19 protein-coding genes are annotated in these 17,415 nt (G+C 57.0%); 3 read left to right on the plus strand and 16 right to left on the minus strand.

Features of this window, described 5'->3' with window-relative positions; all coding sequences use genetic code 11:
• Positions 1-71 precede the first annotated feature (71 nt).
• The 11 genes from VM163_11875 to VM163_11925 form a co-directional block, all read right to left on the minus strand.
• Positions 72-1,382: an iron-sulfur cluster carrier protein MrpORP gene (locus VM163_11875; GenBank protein ID HUT04574.1), complete on the minus strand. Its 1,311-nt coding sequence runs from the start codon at positions 1,380-1,382 to the stop codon at positions 72-74.
• Complete coding sequence (locus VM163_11880) at positions 1,379-2,074, minus strand: methyltransferase domain-containing protein (protein HUT04575.1); 696 nt, start codon at positions 2,072-2,074, stop codon at positions 1,379-1,381. Before VM163_11880 ends, VM163_11875 begins: the two co-directional genes overlap by 4 nt.
• A 158-nt stretch (positions 2,075-2,232) precedes the next feature.
• The gene (locus VM163_11885; GenBank protein HUT04576.1) at positions 2,233-3,126 is read right to left on the minus strand and encodes an ATP-binding protein; all 894 of its coding nucleotides are present in this window, start codon (positions 3,124-3,126) and stop codon (positions 2,233-2,235) included.
• The gene (locus tag VM163_11890; GenBank protein HUT04577.1) at positions 3,123-3,968 is read right to left on the minus strand and encodes an ATP-binding protein; all 846 of its coding nucleotides are present in this window, start codon (positions 3,966-3,968) and stop codon (positions 3,123-3,125) included. The genes VM163_11885 and VM163_11890 overlap by 4 nt, the downstream gene beginning before the upstream one ends.
• A gap of 16 nt (positions 3,969-3,984) precedes the next feature.
• Positions 3,985-4,737, minus strand: a complete 753-nt coding sequence (locus VM163_11895; protein ID HUT04578.1) for a sulfite exporter TauE/SafE family protein — start codon at positions 4,735-4,737, stop codon at positions 3,985-3,987.
• A 10-nt stretch (positions 4,738-4,747) separates the two neighbouring features.
• The gene (gene tsaA, locus VM163_11900; GenBank protein ID HUT04579.1) at positions 4,748-5,278 is read right to left on the minus strand and encodes a tRNA (N6-threonylcarbamoyladenosine(37)-N6)-methyltransferase TrmO; all 531 of its coding nucleotides are present in this window, start codon (positions 5,276-5,278) and stop codon (positions 4,748-4,750) included.
• 434 nt (positions 5,279-5,712) lie between these two features.
• Positions 5,713-6,090: a DUF5320 domain-containing protein gene (locus VM163_11905; protein ID HUT04580.1), complete on the minus strand. Its 378-nt coding sequence runs from the start codon at positions 6,088-6,090 to the stop codon at positions 5,713-5,715.
• Positions 6,091-6,126: 36 nt separating this feature from the next.
• Entirely contained in the window at positions 6,127-6,273 is a 147-nt protein-coding gene (locus VM163_11910; GenBank protein ID HUT04581.1) for a hypothetical protein, read from the minus strand.
• 286 nt (positions 6,274-6,559) lie between these two features.
• On the minus strand, positions 6,560-6,751 hold the full coding sequence (locus VM163_11915; protein ID HUT04582.1) for a zinc ribbon domain-containing protein: 192 nt from the start codon (positions 6,749-6,751) through the stop codon (positions 6,560-6,562).
• A 91-nt stretch (positions 6,752-6,842) separates the two neighbouring features.
• Complete coding sequence (locus VM163_11920) at positions 6,843-7,202, minus strand: NifB/NifX family molybdenum-iron cluster-binding protein (protein HUT04583.1); 360 nt, start codon at positions 7,200-7,202, stop codon at positions 6,843-6,845.
• Entirely contained in the window at positions 7,199-7,612 is a 414-nt protein-coding gene (locus VM163_11925; protein ID HUT04584.1) for a NifB/NifX family molybdenum-iron cluster-binding protein, read from the minus strand. The genes VM163_11920 and VM163_11925 overlap by 4 nt, the downstream gene beginning before the upstream one ends.
• Before the next feature lie 494 nt (positions 7,613-8,106).
• On the opposite strand from VM163_11925, the gene tnpA reads away from it, so the two are divergent.
• Complete coding sequence (gene tnpA / locus VM163_11930) at positions 8,107-8,556, plus strand: IS200/IS605 family transposase (protein ID HUT04585.1); 450 nt, start codon at positions 8,107-8,109, stop codon at positions 8,554-8,556.
• A gap of 509 nt (positions 8,557-9,065) precedes the next feature.
• On the opposite strand, the gene VM163_11935 is transcribed toward tnpA, so the two are convergent.
• From VM163_11935 to VM163_11945, 3 genes are all read right to left on the minus strand, one after another.
• The gene (locus tag VM163_11935; GenBank protein ID HUT04586.1) at positions 9,066-10,391 is read right to left on the minus strand and encodes a sigma 54-interacting transcriptional regulator; all 1,326 of its coding nucleotides are present in this window, start codon (positions 10,389-10,391) and stop codon (positions 9,066-9,068) included.
• A gap of 276 nt (positions 10,392-10,667) precedes the next feature.
• On the minus strand, positions 10,668-11,321 hold the full coding sequence (locus VM163_11940) for an NAAT family transporter (GenBank protein ID HUT04587.1): 654 nt from the start codon (positions 11,319-11,321) through the stop codon (positions 10,668-10,670).
• A gap of 166 nt (positions 11,322-11,487) precedes the next feature.
• Positions 11,488-12,438, minus strand: a complete 951-nt coding sequence (locus tag VM163_11945; GenBank protein HUT04588.1) for a hypothetical protein — start codon at positions 12,436-12,438, stop codon at positions 11,488-11,490.
• 23 nt (positions 12,439-12,461) lie between these two features.
• On the opposite strand from VM163_11945, the gene VM163_11950 reads away from it, so the two are divergent.
• Positions 12,462-12,638, plus strand: a complete 177-nt coding sequence (locus VM163_11950) for a hypothetical protein (protein ID HUT04589.1) — start codon at positions 12,462-12,464, stop codon at positions 12,636-12,638.
• A 432-nt stretch (positions 12,639-13,070) separates the two neighbouring features.
• On the opposite strand, the gene VM163_11955 is transcribed toward VM163_11950, so the two are convergent.
• Together VM163_11955 and VM163_11960 are read right to left on the minus strand one after the other, a co-directional pair.
• Positions 13,071-14,255, minus strand: a complete 1,185-nt coding sequence (locus VM163_11955) for an electron transfer flavoprotein subunit alpha (protein HUT04590.1) — start codon at positions 14,253-14,255, stop codon at positions 13,071-13,073.
• 22 nt (positions 14,256-14,277) lie between these two features.
• The gene (locus VM163_11960) at positions 14,278-15,072 is read right to left on the minus strand and encodes an electron transfer flavoprotein subunit beta/FixA family protein (GenBank protein ID HUT04591.1); all 795 of its coding nucleotides are present in this window, start codon (positions 15,070-15,072) and stop codon (positions 14,278-14,280) included.
• 262 nt (positions 15,073-15,334) lie between these two features.
• On the opposite strand from VM163_11960, the gene VM163_11965 reads away from it, so the two are divergent.
• A complete protein-coding gene (locus VM163_11965) occupies positions 15,335-16,936 on the plus strand; it encodes a right-handed parallel beta-helix repeat-containing protein (protein HUT04592.1) in 1,602 nt (533 codons plus the stop codon).
• Positions 16,937-17,415 lie beyond the last annotated feature (479 nt).

Below are 17,415 nucleotides of genomic sequence, written 5' to 3' on the forward strand. Positions count from 1 at the left end.
GCCCCCCCCAGATCTGACTCACTCCTTCTCCGTTCACAATGGCCGCCAAACCAAAGAACGCCGGCCCAACGTCAGTGATCGCAGATATTCTCCCCGGACGTCAGCACGCCCGCAGCATAGGCCTCGATCAGCGCCTTTGGCTCATCGCTCGAGACGCCCACAATCACATCTATGTTCTGCTCGTCAAAGAGCCTCTTGGCCCGCGAACCCATCCCACCAGAGATGATGACGTTGACCTCGTGCTCGCTCAGCCACTTGGGCAGAAGACCCGGCTCGTGAGCCGGCGAGCTGATCGTTTCGGGGCCGGTTATTTGCTTATTTGCTGCGTCAACACCGAAAATTGCGAACTGCTCGCAGTGTCCAAAATGCGGTGACAGCTTGCCACCGACAATGGGAATCGCTACTCGCATCTGGTCCTCCTTGTGATCTGTCGCTGAGATCGAGTCAGGCGTTTTGGCCGTGAGCTCCGCACCACCGCCGGCCCACCCTGGCAGGCCCGCGGTCTTCTCCCGTCTGTAATCAAGAACTCCCCTGGCAATCTGGGCGAACGCCGCCGCCGCGCCCGGGCCCTCGCCCTCGCCTGCCAACGGCCTGCCAGCGTCCGACGCGACAACGATCGCCGGATCGATGGGTATGCTCCCCAGGTATGGGACACGCAGTTCACGGGCCATCTTTGCCCCACCGCCGGCCTTGAAAATGTCCACCCTCTCGCCACAATTGGGACACACGAAACCGCTCATGTTCTCAATCACACCAATTACAGGTACACGAAGCTTCTCGCAAAAATTGATGCACTTCCGCACATCGATCAGCGATAACTCCTGAGGCGTAGTTACGATGATTGCTCCGTCAACGTCCTGAATCAGCTGGGCAACTGAGAGCGGCTCATCGCCCGTGCCAGGCGGCGAATCCACGATCAAATAGTCCAGATCGCCCCACCGAACGTCCTTCAAAAACTGCTTTATCACGCCGTATTTCATCGGCCCCCGCCAGATGACAGCCGTATCGCTCCTGTCGAGCAAGAAACCGATGGACATGACCTTCAGATGCTCGCCGACTGAGACGGGGAGAATCTTATGTTCCAGGCCCTCGGCCCTCGCGTTCTCAAGGCCGAGCAGCTTCGGGATACTTGGCCCGTGAATGTCTATATCCAGAAGGCCCACTTTATTGCCTTGCTCCCCCAGAAAAAGCGCGAGGTTCGCAGCAACCGTGCTCTTCCCCACACCGCCCTTGCCAGACAGAACAAGTATCTTATGCCCGATATGCGAGAGTTGGCCAGCAATCTCCTGACGGTCGTCGAGGTCGCTTTTCATCTTGCCATCTGTTCCCTGGCGTGCGAAACCGCCCTGCCCCGAACGTCCACATCCTTCGCCGCTTTTCATTCTTTCACCTCTCTAGACCGCTCTACCTTAACAGTTCCAACCAGAAAATCCCCAAACGGCAGCCGCAGAATACGACCCACCGCATCTAGAACCCTCGACAGCCAAAGAAGGCCTCGCCACGGCAGCACAAACGCAGTCGAGAGCACAGATGCATCCCCGAGGCCAGCGAGGAGCCGCAGCAGCTCGCCGGCGGTCATCAAACGCGACTCACGAACGACCGGCGAGCCGCGACGACGCCTGAGCCAGGCGAGCAAGGAGACCCGATTGAGCACGCCGACGACTATTCTTCCGCCGGGCCTTACGCATCGGGTAAGCTCCTCGAGCACCACACTGGCATCGGACACAAACTCAAGCGTCGTGATGGCGCACCCGACGTCAAAACTGCTGCTTGGAAAAGGCAGACTCGAGGCGTCCGCCAGGGCGAACCTAGCGCGCACAATCCCCTTTGATTGCGCCACACGCATCATCCCTAGAGACAGATCAACACCAAAAACCTCCAAGCCAAGCTCGGAGAAAAACTCAGCCCAGTGCCCGGTGCCGCAGCCAATCTCAAGCATCCGCCGGCCCTTTGGACTCGACCCAAGCGCCTCGGCAACGGCCCTCTTCTCGATACGGTCATACACTCGCCCAACCGGACCGCCATACCAATCATCGTATCGACCCGCAACATTATCAAAATCGAATGGCGTCATTACCTCGCGCCCCCTTATCGTAGGGGCGGCTCACGAGCCGCCCTAGCCTGATTGAATCGACATATCAAGGGCGATTCGTGAATCGCCCCTACCGACCTCTTCGCCCTTTGAAAGCGCCGTCCCTGATGTCCCGCCTTGGGGGTCCAACTGTCAACCAATCACCCCATAGCCAACGTAACTCGCCCCCAGAGCGTCCTGATCTCCTGTGCGACAGCCCCGCCAGTGTACTCCACGACCGTGGCGCCCATAACTTGTGCCTTTGTAACCGCGGCATCGTATCTGACCCTCGGAAGGACCTCCACGCCGTTTGCCCTCGCAAACGCCTCGATCTCCTCCGTCATCTCGGGGTTGAGGTCGAACTTGTTGACGCAGACGCCGGACTTGGTCCCGAAATGTTTGGTCAGGCCCAAAACACGCTCAAAATCATGCTTGCCCGAGAGGGTCGGCTCAGTAACGATCAGCACGAAATCAGCCCCCGTAACCGAGGCGATGACCGGGCAGCCAATGCCGGGCGAGCCATCGACCAGAAGCAAGTCCAAACCCCTCTTTTTTGCCAGCTCCTTCGCCTCCTTGCGAACCAGTGAGACGAGCTTACCGCTGTTCTCCTGAGCCGCAAAGAGCTTAGCGTGCACCATTGGCCCATGCCTCGTCTCGGAGATGTACCATTCGCCGCTCTGTGCGTCCTTCGATTCGATGGCGTCTTCAGCACAGAAGTATGCACATACGCCGCAGCCCTCACACGCCAACGGGTCGATCCTGAACGTCTTTGGGACAATACCGTTACCAGGCCCATCGAAGTATATCGCATCAAACCTACATATCTCCTCGCACTTCCCGCAAGCCGTGCAGTGGCCCGGCAGTATCCGAACCTCACGCGCACCGACAAACTTGTGGCGAGATATTACACGAGGCGTAAGGACGAGATGTAGGTCGGCGGCGTCAACATCGCAGTCAGCGGCCACAGCCCTGTTTTTGGCCAGTGCTGCGAACGAGGCCAAGATGCTGGTCTTGCCAGTTCCCCCCTTGCCCGAGACCACGACAAGCTCCTTCATCGTTCACCTCCCAATACCTTCTCAACGAGGGGGCGCAGGTAATCCGAATAGCCACTAACGGCATCAATGGGCAGCTCGCCGTGCGAATAGGCTACCGCAACGTCTCTGTCGTCCGGTATCTCGCCCAACAGCTCTATTCTATGCTGCTGGCAGAACTTTTTTGTCTTGTCGTCCCCAATGTCGCTGCGATTGATGATGACCCCGAACTCGGCACCAACCTGCCGTGTCATATCGACCGCGAGCTTGAGGTCGTTGAGGCCGAAGGGCGTGGGCTCAGTCACTAGAACGACCAGGTCCGCGTGCATTATCGTCTCGACAACTGGACAAGACGTGCCGGGCGGCGCGTCCAGCACCGTGATGCCATTGCTAAGAGCTCGCCGTTTGACACCCTTGACAAGGGGAGGGGAGAGCGCCTCGCCGATCTTGAGCTTCCCGTGGGCGAACCGAACTTCGCCCGCGAAGCCCTCCTCGACCACGCCAATCTCTCTGTCCACCTCGGTGATAGCGTTTGCTGGGCAGACAAGGTAACAGCCTCCGCACGCATGGCAGAGTTCCTGAAACACCAGCGTCTTATTACCAATGCATAAGATTGCGTTGTATTGACATATCTTCTCGCACTTCCGACACAACGTGCACTTGTCCTGGTCCACCACTGGCACTGGCAAGTAGATCGTCTCACGGCTACGAATGGTGGGTTTAAGAAATATGTGTCCGTTGGGCTCCTCAACGTCGCAGTCCAGATACGCGACATCTTGGCCCGCGCGAGAGAGCAAAACAGAGAGGCAAGTGGCCACCGTTGTCTTCCCGGTGCCTCCCTTACCGCTCGCTATTGCTACTCGCATACTTTCACCACTCTCATCAGTGCAATATCACATCTTTTATAGCCAGGGTAGCAGCAAATGCGAGCAGGACTATCCCAAACATCAACCTAATACCGCGGGATTTAAGTTTTGCAGCCATGAGCCTCGAACCACACTGACTGGCGATCAGCACCCCAACAATACAAGGCACCCATATTGCCCAATCGGGCGCTGCGGCCAGCGCAACGTGCGAAAAGAAGCTCGACCCCGCCGACCACGTGATAATGAATGCTGAGGTCGCAGCGGCCATCTTGGGATCAAGCCCCGCAATGCACAGCATCGGCACGACGAAGGAGCCGCCACCGCGACCGAGCAGGCCCGCCAGAAAGCCCAGCGCTGCCCCGCCGCATATCCCCAGGACCACACGACCACGCGCGGTCAATCCCCCTCGCTTCGGCCTCCAGCCGGAAAGCATTAGGATTGCTGCCGTCGCTGTGAACGCCGCAAAAATCCCGATCAACGGCCTAGTTGGGAGCTTCACGTTGAGCCAAGCACCGACCGGGGCAAGGCCCACTGAGGCAATCGCAAAGGGCACACCGGTCCGCCAGTCGATCATCTTCTTACGCCCATAAGTTATCGCGGCAGAAGAGCTGCTGACGACATTCAATAGTAGCGCCAATGGTATCGCCTCGGTCTTGAAATCCATTCCCATCCAGAACAACACAGGGATGTAGAGCTGCGACCCGCCCATCCCAAGCATCGAGAAAACGAACGCGATGCAGAAGATGACCAGCGGGGCGAGAACCGTCATTCCCATTTACCTACTCGCACGGCTCCTTGCTCCTTCGCGAACCAATCTCTTCTGCATCTATGTCCGAAATCTTCTCTTGCCATCCTGAGAGCGCGTCCGATCGGGTGTCAAATCGAGGAATAAACGGCTTAATGTCCACGACGGGACTCCCGTCGAGAATATCCACGTCCTCGACAAATAGCACATTTTTCTCGCGCTTGACCAGTCGAACCAGACTTAGGCCGATCAGGTTGGGCCTTCTAGGCGATCTTGCGGCAAATACGCCCCTTTTGACACTCTCAAGATAGGGCTTAACCTTCAGGGCCGCAGGTCCTGCTTTATGAAAGATGAATAGAATGAAGATATGCGAGAATCCGTCCAGGTCATCCAGCCCCTCCTCATATTCTGGCAGGATAACCACTCTTGCCTGTGAGCCCTGGGCATATAGCGGCTGGATCGGCGTCTTGGCTGGATCGACATAGCTAGAATGGACGTAGCCAATCGGCCGGAACACGAACTCTTCCTGTCCACCACTTGTGGCAGCATCCGTTCCGGACGTCATGCTGAACTCCCTCGCCTCACACTTGCCGCGTCATCATTGTCCCACATTTAGGGCACTTCATCTGCGTACACGACATTCCTAACTGATGGGGCACGACCTCGCCGCAGCTGGGGCAGACACAGTTCCCGCCAGGGCCTGCCGCGAAACCGCCGCCACCACCTCTGCCGCCGCCCCCACGTCCAGCGCCGCCGCCCGCGCCCATTCCACGACCGCCCATGCCGCGACCCGTTCCCGGGCCCTGTCCAGTTGGTCCCGTTCCGTCACCTCTTGGCATATTATCTACTCCTTTCCAATCTCATCTCTCGAGGCCACCTATCCGGCGTGATTCGCTCAATGGCCCCGCAATCTTCATAGCACAAACCATCATCCAAACAAAAGACGGGCGTCCGGTTCAGAATAGCGTTACCTGCCCGGGCGCCCTCAATGCATTCAGATTACTCGGCCTTGCTCTTCTGAAGCTCTTCCATGCGCTTTCGAATCTCGTTCAGGCTTTTCTCAAGGTATTCAGCCTGGGCCTTGAGCGCACCCGTCTCCTGCTCAGGGGTTGGTGCATAGCCCGGCGGTGGCGCATATCCGTAACCCGGCGCACCCCCCGCGGGCACGCCCGCTGCGGCGCGCTGCCAACCCGTCAAGCCGGTCGCGTAGAACTGGTTTCGCCAACCCCGACCTCTCCCGAAGCCGCCTCCAAAGCCCATGCCTCGTCCGCCAACGGGATTCATGTATCCCGGCGTGCCATAGCCAGCGCAGTAGCCGGCCGCTCTACCGGTCATTGGGCCCATACCCGCAGGGCCCGTTCCGTCTCCTCTAGGCATATCTTGCTCCTTTCTCTTCTCGTCAATTCGTTCAATTTATCTCCTACTACGAAAACTTAGCTTACCAAAATCGTCGGCCGCGCCCGCCTCCTCGGCCTCGCCCGCCAAAGCCTCTGAAAGCCCGCCGGCCGCGTCCAAGGAAAGCCCCTCGCCAAGCAGGATACAGGCCAGGGCGAAAGCCAAAGGCCGGCACCGGCGGCCGCACGACTACAGGATAGCCCCAGCCGGCCGTCCCAGTGGGGAAACCCGCAGGCGCCTGACCAGACGGCACAGCGCAGTAGCCCATTCCGCGACCTGTCAAAGGCCCAAGCCCCATCGGGCCTGTTCCATCAAAACCAGGCATCATTCATCTCCTTTCCTTTCGCCCCCTTGTCCGTAACGCTCCTCAATACCAAATCACCAATTCAGCCTTCGTAGCCATAGGCTACTATGGCGAAGTCAACAGGCGAACCGCCCTTTAAGTTGTTCCTCATGTGAAAGCACCGGGCGCGCAGCTGGCGCCCGATGAGCTGCTCACGTTCGAGCCAAACATCGACATCAGCCGTTTAGGTCCCTTGGCGCCGCATTCAGGGCAGGAGACCTGATCGCCACTCTCATTGATGCCCTGAAGAAACTCAAAACGCGTCTTGCACTCTTGACACTCGTATTCGTAAATCGGCACTCAGACCACACCTCCTCTCACTTTTGCCCTTTCTTCTTTTCTCCTGTTTCCCAGGCTAAAGACCTCGCCCGCCGGCACGGGGGAACTCCCCCTACCAATGCCCACCCACGTCCGACCTCGCAGCTGGCGTGAGCTCCCCGCTCTTGAACTTCTCGAGCGCCTCCGCCACGGTCCCGCTCGCACCGGTTACAACCTTGATCCCAGCCGCACTCAACGCCCTGAACGCGTTCGGACCGCAGTGCCCGGTGATTAGCACCTCAACTCCTTTGTCCGCCATCAGACTGGCCGCCTGCGGACCCGCGCCGTGCGCAGCGCTCATCGGCCCGCTGTTATCATGCGCCTCAAACTCGCCGGACTCAGTGTCCGCAAATAGAAAGAACGAGGCGCGGGCGAACCGCTCGTCAACATCGCTCTCGAGTGTCTTGCCCAGTGAACTGACCGCAACCTTCATCTCATCTTTCCTCCGTTATTGAAGAACCTCCCACGACGCCCATGACGAAAACGCCGGCAGCCCTGGCGTGCGCCAACTCCTACAAGCGTTCCAAAATCTGTCACGTTAAGCTCCTTGTTAAGAAAAGCCCTCAGAACGTCATCAACTCGTCCGTTGGCCCATCCGACCAGGGAAATCCCTGAGTTCGACAGCATCGCCGCAAGCGGCCTTGAGACCGCTCCGCAGATCAAAACGTCAATTCCAAGGTCTAAAATCGCTCTAGCCCGAAAGGGCAGATATGTCTCCGCGATCTCAACCTCTTCTCGCCCGATCTCCTTCCCGTCCTCAACATCAAGGACCAAAAATCGCTTGCACCCATCGAGCACGGGCGAGATTCTGTCCTCCCAAACTGAAATACCAACTTTCATCATCGCCTCCATCGGTAGTTAAGCATATCTCGTGCCAAAGTCTGTCCACAGAGCGGGTAATGGGCCTAAATATCCTTTGGATGGGAGATAACATGATGAGCGTGGTCTTTGATCGCCCATCGGATGTCAGGTAATCAGGTTGCAGAATTGAAACGCTGGCGGGCCCAGTAGTTGCAGACGGCAACCATTCAAAACGGATGCCAATCTCCGGAGAGCATGCCATCGGTAGCCGTGTGCGAAGCACAACGGGCAATAGACACAGGCCGGCCCAGCACCAAATTTCAATCCGTCAGGCTGACGCCTGCGGCTACCCATGGTCTTCTCTGACGGGAAATAGGGGCAATCCAGTGGCAAACTGACTCTGACCGATATACACGCGCCGGAATGCATTCGGACAATTGTCCATCCCCGCTAGCGGATACCGTGGGTAGCCGTGTGTGAAGCACAACGGGGATCGAAGCCTTCACAAATTTCTTCGTGTAAGCTATCCTACATCTATGCCGACGTTTTATCAGATCTATTATCATGTTATCTTCACAACAAGCAGAAGGTGTCCTGTTCTTCTTTCCGCAGGTCGTGAACGGCTCTTTAAATTCATCTGGGGGATTATCAAAAACAGGGATTGTCATTTGTACCGGATCAACGGCATGGAAGATCACATTCATATATTCACCGCTCTTCATCCAAAAATCTGCCTCGCGAATCTGATGAGGGACATCAAGGCCGGGTCATCCAAATGGATAAGGGAGGAGAATCTATTCCCGGATTTCGAGGCATGGCAGGATGGTTATGGCGCGTTCACGCATTCTCAGGCGGATAAGGACCGCCTGATCGAATATGTGAAAAACCAGCAGGAGCATCATGCGAGGCTCTCGTTTGAGGAGGAATGGCGCGGGTTATTGGCTGAGGCGGGTATAGAGATCAACGACAGGATCCCGTCAGGCTGACGCCTGCGGCTACCCATGGTCTTCCCTAGCGGGAAATCAGAGCATTCCAGCAACATAAGGATCAATGTGCTCGCGCCGTATGTATCCCAGAGAATTGTCAATCCCCGCTAGGGGATACCGTGGGTAGCCGTGTGCGAAGCACAACGGGCAATAGATACAGGCCGGCCCAGCACCAAATTTCAATCCGTCAGGCTGACGCCTGCGGCTACCCATGGTTTTCCCTGACGGGAAATAGGGGCAATCCAGCAACATAACGAATGATCAATGTGCTCGCGCCGTATGTATCCCAGACAATTACCTTCTCCCCGCTAGGGGATACCGTGGGTAGCCGTGTGTGAAACACAACGGGCAAGGAGAGCGCGCTTCCAAATAATCTCCCCGTCAGGCTGACGCCTGCGGCTACCCATGGTCTTCCCTAGCGAGAAATTAGGGTATTCCAGCAACATAACGAATGATCAATGTGCTCGCGCCGTATGTATCCCAGAGAATTGTCTTGTCCCCGCTAGGGGCTACACCAACAATCCCAGGCGACGCATCTTCCGCCAAAGCGTCGTCTTGTGAATCCCGAGCTCCCGCGACGTCGCAACGCGGTTGCCGCCGTTGCGGTCAAGCGCCTCAACTATCAGCCTCGCCTCGACATCGCGCAGCGAGCCGGAATAGGAAGGTGGCCCGGCGACAGCTTTGGGTTGGAGATAGATTGGCAAGTGCTGCGGCTCAATGATTCTGCCCCTGCACAGGACGAACGCGTGCTCGATAATGTTCTCCAGCTCGCGGATGTTGCCAGGGAAGTCGAACTTCATGAGGACAGACATGGCGTCCGGCGAGATGCCCGCTATGCTCTTGCCCTTCAGCCGGTTGAAACGCGTAATGAAGCGGTCGATGAGAAGCGGGATGTCCTTGCGCCGCTCCCGAAGTGGAGGCAGGCGCAGGTTCACGACGTTTACTCGGTAGTAGAGGTCCTGCCTGAACTCACCTCTTTCGACAAGTTGCCTCAGATCACTATTGGTGGCCGCGATTATTCGGACGTCTGCCTGAACGGTTTGTGACGAGCCAAGCGGCTCGTAGGTTCTCTCCTGCACAACACGCAGCAGCCGGACTTGCATGGAGGGAGAGACTTCGCCGATCTCGTCGAGGAATAGAGTGCCGCCCTCGGCCATGTCAAACCTCCCTTTCCGGTCTGAGGTGGCATCCGTGAACGCTCCTCTCTTGTGGCCGAAAAGCTCCGATTCTAAAAGCGTGTCCGGCAGCGCGCCGCTATTGACGATCACCAGCGGCTTGTTCCGGCGCGGGCTGAGGCCATGAATCGCCCTACACAGAAGCTCCTTACCGGTGCCGCTCTCGCCCTCTATGAGAACGGTGCTCTCGCTCTCAGCTACGGCCGGCAAGATGTTGAAAAGCTCCAACATCTCCTTGTTCTGGCTTATCATATCGGAGAAACTGTAGCGCTGCTCGACCTTTTTTTTCAGCTCCTCGACGAGGCTGAGGTCGCGGAACGTCTCAACGCCGCCGATTACATTGCCCTCGTCGTCCCTCAGAACAGCCGTCGAGGCGCTTAGGGGAACGTTCTCGCCGCTTTCGTTGATCATGAACAACGCCTTGCAGAGAACCGGCTCACCCGTCTTCATGGTCTGCCGAAGCGCGCAGTCCGACTCGCAAACCGTGGCCCGCAGAACCTCCCAGCACGGCCTTCCAACCGCATCCTCGCGCAAGACGCCTGTTATTCGCTCCGCTGCGTGGTTGAACAACGTGATGCGGAACTCAAGATCGACTGTGAACACCCTGTCGGTGATCGAGTCGAGGATAACTTCAATGTGTCTCTGATGTTCTTGCCTCATCAGCTTCTCTCTCGGGCTGCAATCTGCAACACCCCAAACGGCCCTGCTCTATCGCATCATACATTAGCAACAGCGAGCTGGTTAAGCAAGACGTGGCCTGCCTAAAAGCTTCAATCTGCGGCCCATATATGACGTCGCGACCGCCCACTTACACCGGGCTGCCTCTACTCATCCTTGCGGCGATACACTGCAAAAGATCAATGCAATGAATGACAAGGCGGAGACGTCTAGGCAATGGGCGCGCACCGACAACAACGGTGATTGGAGCATCAGCCGCTATGGGTTTGCGGCACTAAACGCCATGAGCAGGGGGAATGTCTCCGCAAGCCCGCTGGTGATGAACTCAACCGCCATGGCGGCAAGCATCAGGCCCATTATTCGAGTGAATATGTTGATGCCGGTCCTGCCGAGTCGCTTGGCCAGCGGGACGCCGATCTTGAACAGGACATAGATTGTCCCACCCATCAGCAGGATGGTCCCAATCATGATCGGCATATATGCAAGCCCAGGCGACCGTTGTTCCTGAAGGATCACCGTGCTTATGGCGCCGGGGCCAGCAAGCAAGGGAATGGCCAATGGAACGACAGCAATATCCTCTTTCTCAGCGCTCTCGGTCGCCTCGCGCGGCGTGTATTTCGACCTGGGCTGCCGAGCACGAAGCATAGCGATGGCAATCAAGAGAATCAGGATCCCCCCACCTATTCTGAATGCTGGTATCCCCACCCCAAAAAAGGATAGAATCCGTTGACCGAGAAACGCGGAGACCATCAGGATTGCGCAGACCGCCAGCGCTGTTCTTCTGGGGATTCGTCGAACCTCATCATCGTCGCGACCTTGCGATAGCGACGCAAAAATAGGCACCGCGCCAATGGGATTGAGAATCGCGAACAGCGCCGCGAAAAGTTTAACAAAATAGACCATCGGGCTCATTTCGGCTCAATCTCCCTATTGATCTCGTCTGCTGTGGCAATCTGCACAGACATTTCTACACTCGCCACGCTTAACAACGTGTCCAACGAAACATCGGGTGAGTCAAAAGGTTCCGAGGCCCGATGAGGCGCAGGCCAGATCAGCATCCGCGAAACACTCTGTCATGCTAGCTGGAATTGCTGCCTTTGTCGAGCCGCTTCCTCCACCTATGCGATATCCAGCTCCACTGTTCGGGGTCCTCTCGCACGACAGCCTCTATCGCCTTTGTCATAACGGCTGTTGCCTGGCGGACAGACTCGTCATTATACTCGCTCGGCATATTCAGAGGCGGCTGGACGACAATCTTCTGTCTGCCGCCGGGCAGGTTATACGCAAATGCCGGCGCCACCTTCGCTCCAGACCGAATGGCCAGTGCAGCGGGGCCTTTGGGGGTTGGGACCTGATAGCCGAAGAAATCAACGAAAACGCCGCCCTTCCTGGCCTCCTCATCCATTATCAGGCAAATCACCTCGCCATTTTTGAGGCGACTCAGGCATTCCCTGAACGATGCCCACCGCGGACTCCGGTCGATCGGATGCATCCCAAAGACCTCTTGGCACCCCTTGATGACCATGGCGGCGGTCTGGGGGTCCTGTGGCATGTTGATCACCGCCGAAAACGGGAAGTCCTCCAACGCAAGTCTGAGACACAGCATCATAAAATTGCCGAAGTGTGCGCTGAGAACTACGACTCCCCTGCCCCTGCTAACGGCGCTCTTGATGTGCTCCAGGCCCTCCACCTGCACTATATCGGCGGCGAGATGCGGATGACCGACAATCCACAGGAGCTCCAGCACGTTCCTCGCCAAGTTGCGAGCGACCTGCTTGCACATTCGGATTCGCTCAGGCTCCGATAGATCCGGCAGAGCAAGTCTCATGTTGTCAAGCGCACGCCGCCAATCGCTCTTTGTCACGTGCCAAGCAATACTGCCCGACCGGTCTGAAAGTCGCTCGATCCATCCCAATGGGAATCGAGGGATCAAGAGCAAGGCCGCCCTGAGCAACTGCCGCCCTGTCCAAAACTTCGCCGCGCGGGTTAGCCGCTTGCGGGCCTTCCTAAACCGCTTTCTCAATCGCATCAGTGCCTCGGCGAGGCCCGTCTATGCAAAACAGCGCTTACCATCAAGCTTGCACGGTGAGCGACAACCTGTCGATCTTGCCCATCTTCGTCCTCGGCAAAGTCTCACGGAACTCGATCTGGCAGCTCTTTGTTCGTTACCGGCCTGTCATCCGCGAGCACCGCAAGCTTGTCTGGAACATCACCTGCCGTCTCGATTAAACATTTCCCCGGATGCATAACTGTTCCCTTCAACTCTCACCAATTGGAAACGCAGACATTACTATAGCCGTATATTACTATAATAGGTGTTGCGCTGGCAAGAACACACAAAGGCCCCGATAATCAGATTGATCGTTTCTGAAGTTGAGCTCTGAAGCTGGCTGCCACGTGGGCACGGGAGTTCATGTCGACGGCCGAGTTGCTGCCTCTTTCAGCTAACGGGTGCGAACGAGGGGTGCAGGCTGCAAATCCCCGAAAGGGGATACCGTGGGTAGCCGTGCGTGCAACGCAACGGGGAGGTTAGAAAGGGGGATTGTGGCTCCATTCGGACCGTCAGGCTACGCCTGCGGCTACCCATGGTCTGCCCTTCGGGCACGAGCTTCTGCCCTCCATCCGCGAGGGAGCCGCAACGCAACAGCCACGGCCACCGCGTCAGAGACGGCGTTTAAGCCGCTCCGTAAACCTCGGAACCACTTGAAACAGATCACCTACAATGCCGTACGTAGCGACTTTGAATATGGGCGCCTCCGGGTCCTTGTTGATGGCGACGATGACATCGGAGGTCCGCATCCCGGCAAGGTGCTGTATTGCGCCTGATATCCCGCACGCAACGTAGAGCTTTGGCCGCACTGTCTTGCCAGTCTGGCCGACCTGGTGCGGATACGGTATCCAGCCCGCATCGACCGCCGCTCGCGAGGCGCCAACCACGCCGCCCAGCGCCTTAGCAAGGTTCCTAATGACGCTGAAGTTCTCCGGCTTGCCGAGACCACGTCCACCGGACACAATGACGTCAGCATCGACGAGGTTGACGTTCTCTTGCTCGCTCTTGATAAACTCAAGGACGGTAGTAAGGATCTCACCATCCTCGATCGCAAGCTCCTCTCGTATCAGCTCACCCGTCATCGTCTCGTCCGGCGTTGGCATCTCCATAACCTTCGGCCGAACGGTCGCCATCTGTGGCCTTCGCCTTTCGCACCTTATCTGCGCCATTATGTTCCCGCCGAACGCCGGGCGCGTCTGGACCATGTTCCGCCCGTCATCCGCGATGTGAAGGCCCGTGCAATCCGCCGTCAACCCAGTCTCAAGCCTCGTTGCCAGAGCGCCGGCAAGGTCCCTGCCGCAAGTCGTCCCGCCAATGAGCACAATCTCTGGCCTGTATTTCTGAATGAGAGAGACAAACGCCCGAGCAAACGGCGCCGTCCTATACAACGACAGCCGGTCATCCTCAACCAAATAGACGCGCTCCGCCCCGTAGTGAAAAAGAGGCCCAGCGAGGTCAGCAACTTCGTGACCCAGCAAGACCGCGCACAGCCGGCACGAGAGCCGGTCGGCAAGCTCTCGCCCCTTGCCCAAGAGCTCAAACGTAACATTGGCTATGCGGCCACTCTCCTGCTCGCAGAAAATCCAAACATCCCTGTAGTCCTCCACACGCATCCCCTCGAGGCGCTCCCCCACGGGGATCGAGAGGGCGTCAACCGGGCACACGGAGATGCACGCGCCGCAGTCATTACAGGCCTCCGAGACTACTGCCACACCGTCAACAACGCTCAGCGCCGAAAATGGGCACGAATCGATGCAGAGACCGCAGCCCGTGCAAAGCTCAGTATCTATCCTCAATTGGCCCAATTATCTCTACCTCTCATACTAAGCCGTCTGCACCAAGCTTCTGCATCAGCTTCTCCACGGCCTCGTCAACCCCGCCTTCTAGTATCTCGCCGCCGGAGCGAATCGGCGGAGTGAAGACTCTCTCAACCCACGTCGCAGACCCGCCAAGGCCAATCCGGGAAGCATCAGCCTGGATATCCTCCGCGCCCCAATGGGGAAGCTGTTTCCGGCTGGCTTTTCTTATTCCCAGAAGCGAGGGATACCTTGGCTGGTTGATGTCCTTGACCACCGTCAATAGCGCCGGCAGGCGTCCCCGAACCGCCTCAACACAGCCCTCGAGCATCCGGTGGACGGAAACAGCTCTACCCTCCAGGTCCAACTCCACAACCTTGCAGACATAGGTCAGCTGCGAAAGCCCAAGCCGCGTCGCAATACCCGGACCTACCTGCGCCGTGTCTCCATCAATCGCCTGCTTACCGCAAATCACCAGGTCAAAATCGCCAATCTTCTTAATCGCACGCGACAGCACGTAGGACGTCGCAAGAGTGTCCGAACCTGCAAAACACGGATCATTGAGCAAGACCGCCTCGTTCGCACCCATTGCCAAAGCTTGTTTCAGCGCCTTCTCGGCCTGAGATGGACCCATGCTAACGACCCAGACGTCCCCACCAAAACGCTCCCGCAACAGCAGCGCCTCCTCAATCGCATACTCATCGAAGGGATTGATGACTGCCTCCGCCGCCTCACGATTGAGGGTGTTGTCCTCGGGATTTATGGTGATTTCCGAGGCAGATTCAGGAACCTGCTTCACACAAACAATTGTTCTCATAACAAACTAACCTATGGTTTGATAGGGACAGCGAAAGGCCACGCAAAGATATACGACGCTCGCAATCCCGTCAAGGAAAACACTAGCCAAGCATGATCAGATTGAGCCAAGCTGTATTATTGTGGGCCCCATCGAATGTCTGAACGTTTGCAGACTGTCCGGTTCCGTGTTATTCTTCTCTGGGTTGGTTTTCTGGGTATTGTTGCGCTTCAATTATAGGGCACAGCGCAGATAACACTAACCCCTAAAAAGGGAGAGAGCCATGAGAACAGCGGTTGTTGTATCTATTATCCTTGCAGCCTTTGCGATGCTGCCTATGGTAGTTCTGGCGCAGCCAACGGTAACTATCTCCACGGACGACGATACATATCAATCCGGTGACACGATCGAGGTGAGTCTGTCCGCCCAGAACTTCGACGACGCCATGAGTGTGGCAGTGTATATTGGCCTGTTGGGTTCTGATGGTGACATATATACGTTGCAGTTCGAGGGCTGGAGCGACCGGATTGAGCCGTGGATACCTGAGATTTGGGTCCCATGTCGCTTCAACATGAACTGCACGGCCTACTGGTGGTTCGATGTGCCGTGCCTCATGCCGCCGATTGTGGACGAAGCCCTGTATCATTTCGTTGCTGGACTCACGCGCTCCGGGACGTTTGAGTTCGTCTGCGATATAAGCTATGCGCCGTTCGAGGTTCGGTATGGCCCTCCGACGGACTGCTATGTGGATGCAGAGGACGGAGACGACTCGAATGACGGCTCAGAAGGCGCTCCCTGGCAGACCATCACGCATGGATTGGACTCCGTGACAGGAACAGAGGACTATCCGGTGACGATCCACGTTGGTGCCGGCACCTATGCTGAGAGTACTAATGGTGAGACGTTCCCGCTAAGCATGGAGAGCTGGGTGTCCCTGTCTGGCGAGCACCGAGACACGACAGTTCTGGACGCTGAAGGCCAAGCTTACCATGTGATCTCGTGCGAAGATGTAAACAACTTCACTATCGAGAATCTGACGATATCTGGTGGGAAAGCCGAGGGCCCATCAAACAGTGATCAGTCGGGAGGTGGAATAGCATGTTCGTTCAGTTCCCCGACAATTTCAAACAATAGGATCACTGGCAACCTGGCAGCCTACGGTGCGGGGATATACTGCTGGGAGAGTTCACCGACGATTTCAAACAACAAGATCACCGCAAACAGGGCAAGAGATGATTGGGCATATTTGGCGGGCTATGGTGGCGGGATATACTACCGCAACAGTTCGCCGATAATCGCAAACAACAGGATCAGTGGCAATTGGGCGACGTATTATGGTGGTGGGATAGACTGCACGTCTAGTTCAGCCGCAATCTCAAATAACAGGATTAGCTGGAACACGGCCGATAGCGGTGGAGGTATTTGCTGCAAAGATGGTTCAGCGGCGATTCTAAACAACACGTTTATAGGCAACAGAGCCACCGTTGGTGCCGGAATATGCTCCTGCAATAACAGTTCACTGGATATTGAAAGTAATACTATCGTTTGGAACATGGCAAGAGATGGTGGCGGGATAGTGTGCAAGGAGGACAGTTCGGCAGCGATAATCGACTGCATCATCTGGGGCAATGGCGACGACCTGTTTAACTGTTCGGCGAGCTATTGTTGCATACAGGACAGCGATTCAGGCACTGGCAACATCTCCGACTACCCGATGTTCGGCATCGGCCCGTTGGGCGATTACTACCTCGATCCTGACAGCCCGTGCATTGACACCGGAAGTCAATCCGCCAGCGCAGCGGGGCTTTCAAATCGCACGACGCAGGCGGACGGCACGCCCGACACGGGCACGGTCGATATGGGATTCCACTACCCTATTCCGTGAGCAGTTGGCGGTAGGCAGTTGGCTCTAGGGGAAAGAAGGTAGGCGTTGGCTGGCCCAGATTCCCCCGAATGAATTCGGGGGCTAGGATTATGGTAGCCTCTTGCATCGCCTCGGCTGAAGCCGGGCGATGAGGTGCTGCCACATGCTTGCGCGCCTTTCTCCGAATCACCGTATTTTAATGCGGTGATATAAATAGCTCTGATTATCGCAACACCCGAATTCATTCGGGTGGCCTGAAGATGCATCTGCGCCCCCTCCTCCTTCCCCAGAATCCTCATCTGAACGGATATAGAGGAGGGTGTCCGGCTGCCCTAGATCCCCCGAATGAATTCGGGGGCTAGGACAATAATAGCCTTCTATATCGCCTCGGCTGAAGCCGGGCGATGAGCCTTGCCGGGTGCCGCTTGCGCCGGGCGGTGAGGTAGCGCCTGCCTGAGCTCGCCTGAGCCATTCACAAGGCTGCTGTTATCGAGTATAGA

The organism is bacterium (genome assembly GCA_035527515.1).
GTDB lineage: Bacteria > B130-G9 > B130-G9 > B130-G9 > B130-G9 > B130-G9.

What these genes read in the sequence shown, in the direction of transcription:
- VM163_11875 (HUT04574.1), bottom strand. Translation starts at nt 1,382, where the DNA reads ATGAAAAGCGGCGAAGGATGTGGACGTTCGGGGCAGGGCGGTTTCGCA.
- VM163_11880 (HUT04575.1), bottom strand. Translation starts at nt 2,074, where the DNA reads ATGACGCCATTCGATTTTGATAATGTTGCGGGTCGATACGATGATTGG.
- VM163_11885 (HUT04576.1), bottom strand. Translation starts at nt 3,126, where the DNA reads ATGAAGGAGCTTGTCGTGGTCTCGGGCAAGGGGGGAACTGGCAAGACC.
- VM163_11890 (HUT04577.1), bottom strand. Translation starts at nt 3,968, where the DNA reads ATGCGAGTAGCAATAGCGAGCGGTAAGGGAGGCACCGGGAAGACAACG.
- VM163_11895 (HUT04578.1), bottom strand. Translation starts at nt 4,737, where the DNA reads ATGACGGTTCTCGCCCCGCTGGTCATCTTCTGCATCGCGTTCGTTTTC.
- tsaA (HUT04579.1), bottom strand. Translation starts at nt 5,278, where the DNA reads ATGACGTCCGGAACGGATGCTGCCACAAGTGGTGGACAGGAAGAGTTC.
- VM163_11905 (HUT04580.1), bottom strand. Translation starts at nt 6,090, where the DNA reads ATGCCTAGAGGAGACGGAACGGGCCCTGCGGGTATGGGCCCAATGACC.
- VM163_11920 (HUT04583.1), bottom strand. Translation starts at nt 7,202, where the DNA reads ATGAAGGTTGCGGTCAGTTCACTGGGCAAGACACTCGAGAGCGATGTT.
- VM163_11925 (HUT04584.1), bottom strand. Translation starts at nt 7,612, where the DNA reads ATGATGAAAGTTGGTATTTCAGTTTGGGAGGACAGAATCTCGCCCGTG.
- tnpA (HUT04585.1), top strand. Translation starts at nt 8,107, where the DNA reads ATGCCGACGTTTTATCAGATCTATTATCATGTTATCTTCACAACAAGC.
- VM163_11935 (HUT04586.1), bottom strand. Translation starts at nt 10,391, where the DNA reads ATGAGGCAAGAACATCAGAGACACATTGAAGTTATCCTCGACTCGATC.
- VM163_11940 (HUT04587.1), bottom strand. Translation starts at nt 11,321, where the DNA reads ATGAGCCCGATGGTCTATTTTGTTAAACTTTTCGCGGCGCTGTTCGCG.
- VM163_11945 (HUT04588.1), bottom strand. Translation starts at nt 12,438, where the DNA reads ATGCGATTGAGAAAGCGGTTTAGGAAGGCCCGCAAGCGGCTAACCCGC.
- VM163_11950 (HUT04589.1), top strand. Translation starts at nt 12,462, where the DNA reads ATGCAAAACAGCGCTTACCATCAAGCTTGCACGGTGAGCGACAACCTG.
- VM163_11960 (HUT04591.1), bottom strand. Translation starts at nt 15,072, where the DNA reads ATGAGAACAATTGTTTGTGTGAAGCAGGTTCCTGAATCTGCCTCGGAA.
- VM163_11965 (HUT04592.1), top strand. Translation starts at nt 15,335, where the DNA reads ATGAGAACAGCGGTTGTTGTATCTATTATCCTTGCAGCCTTTGCGATG.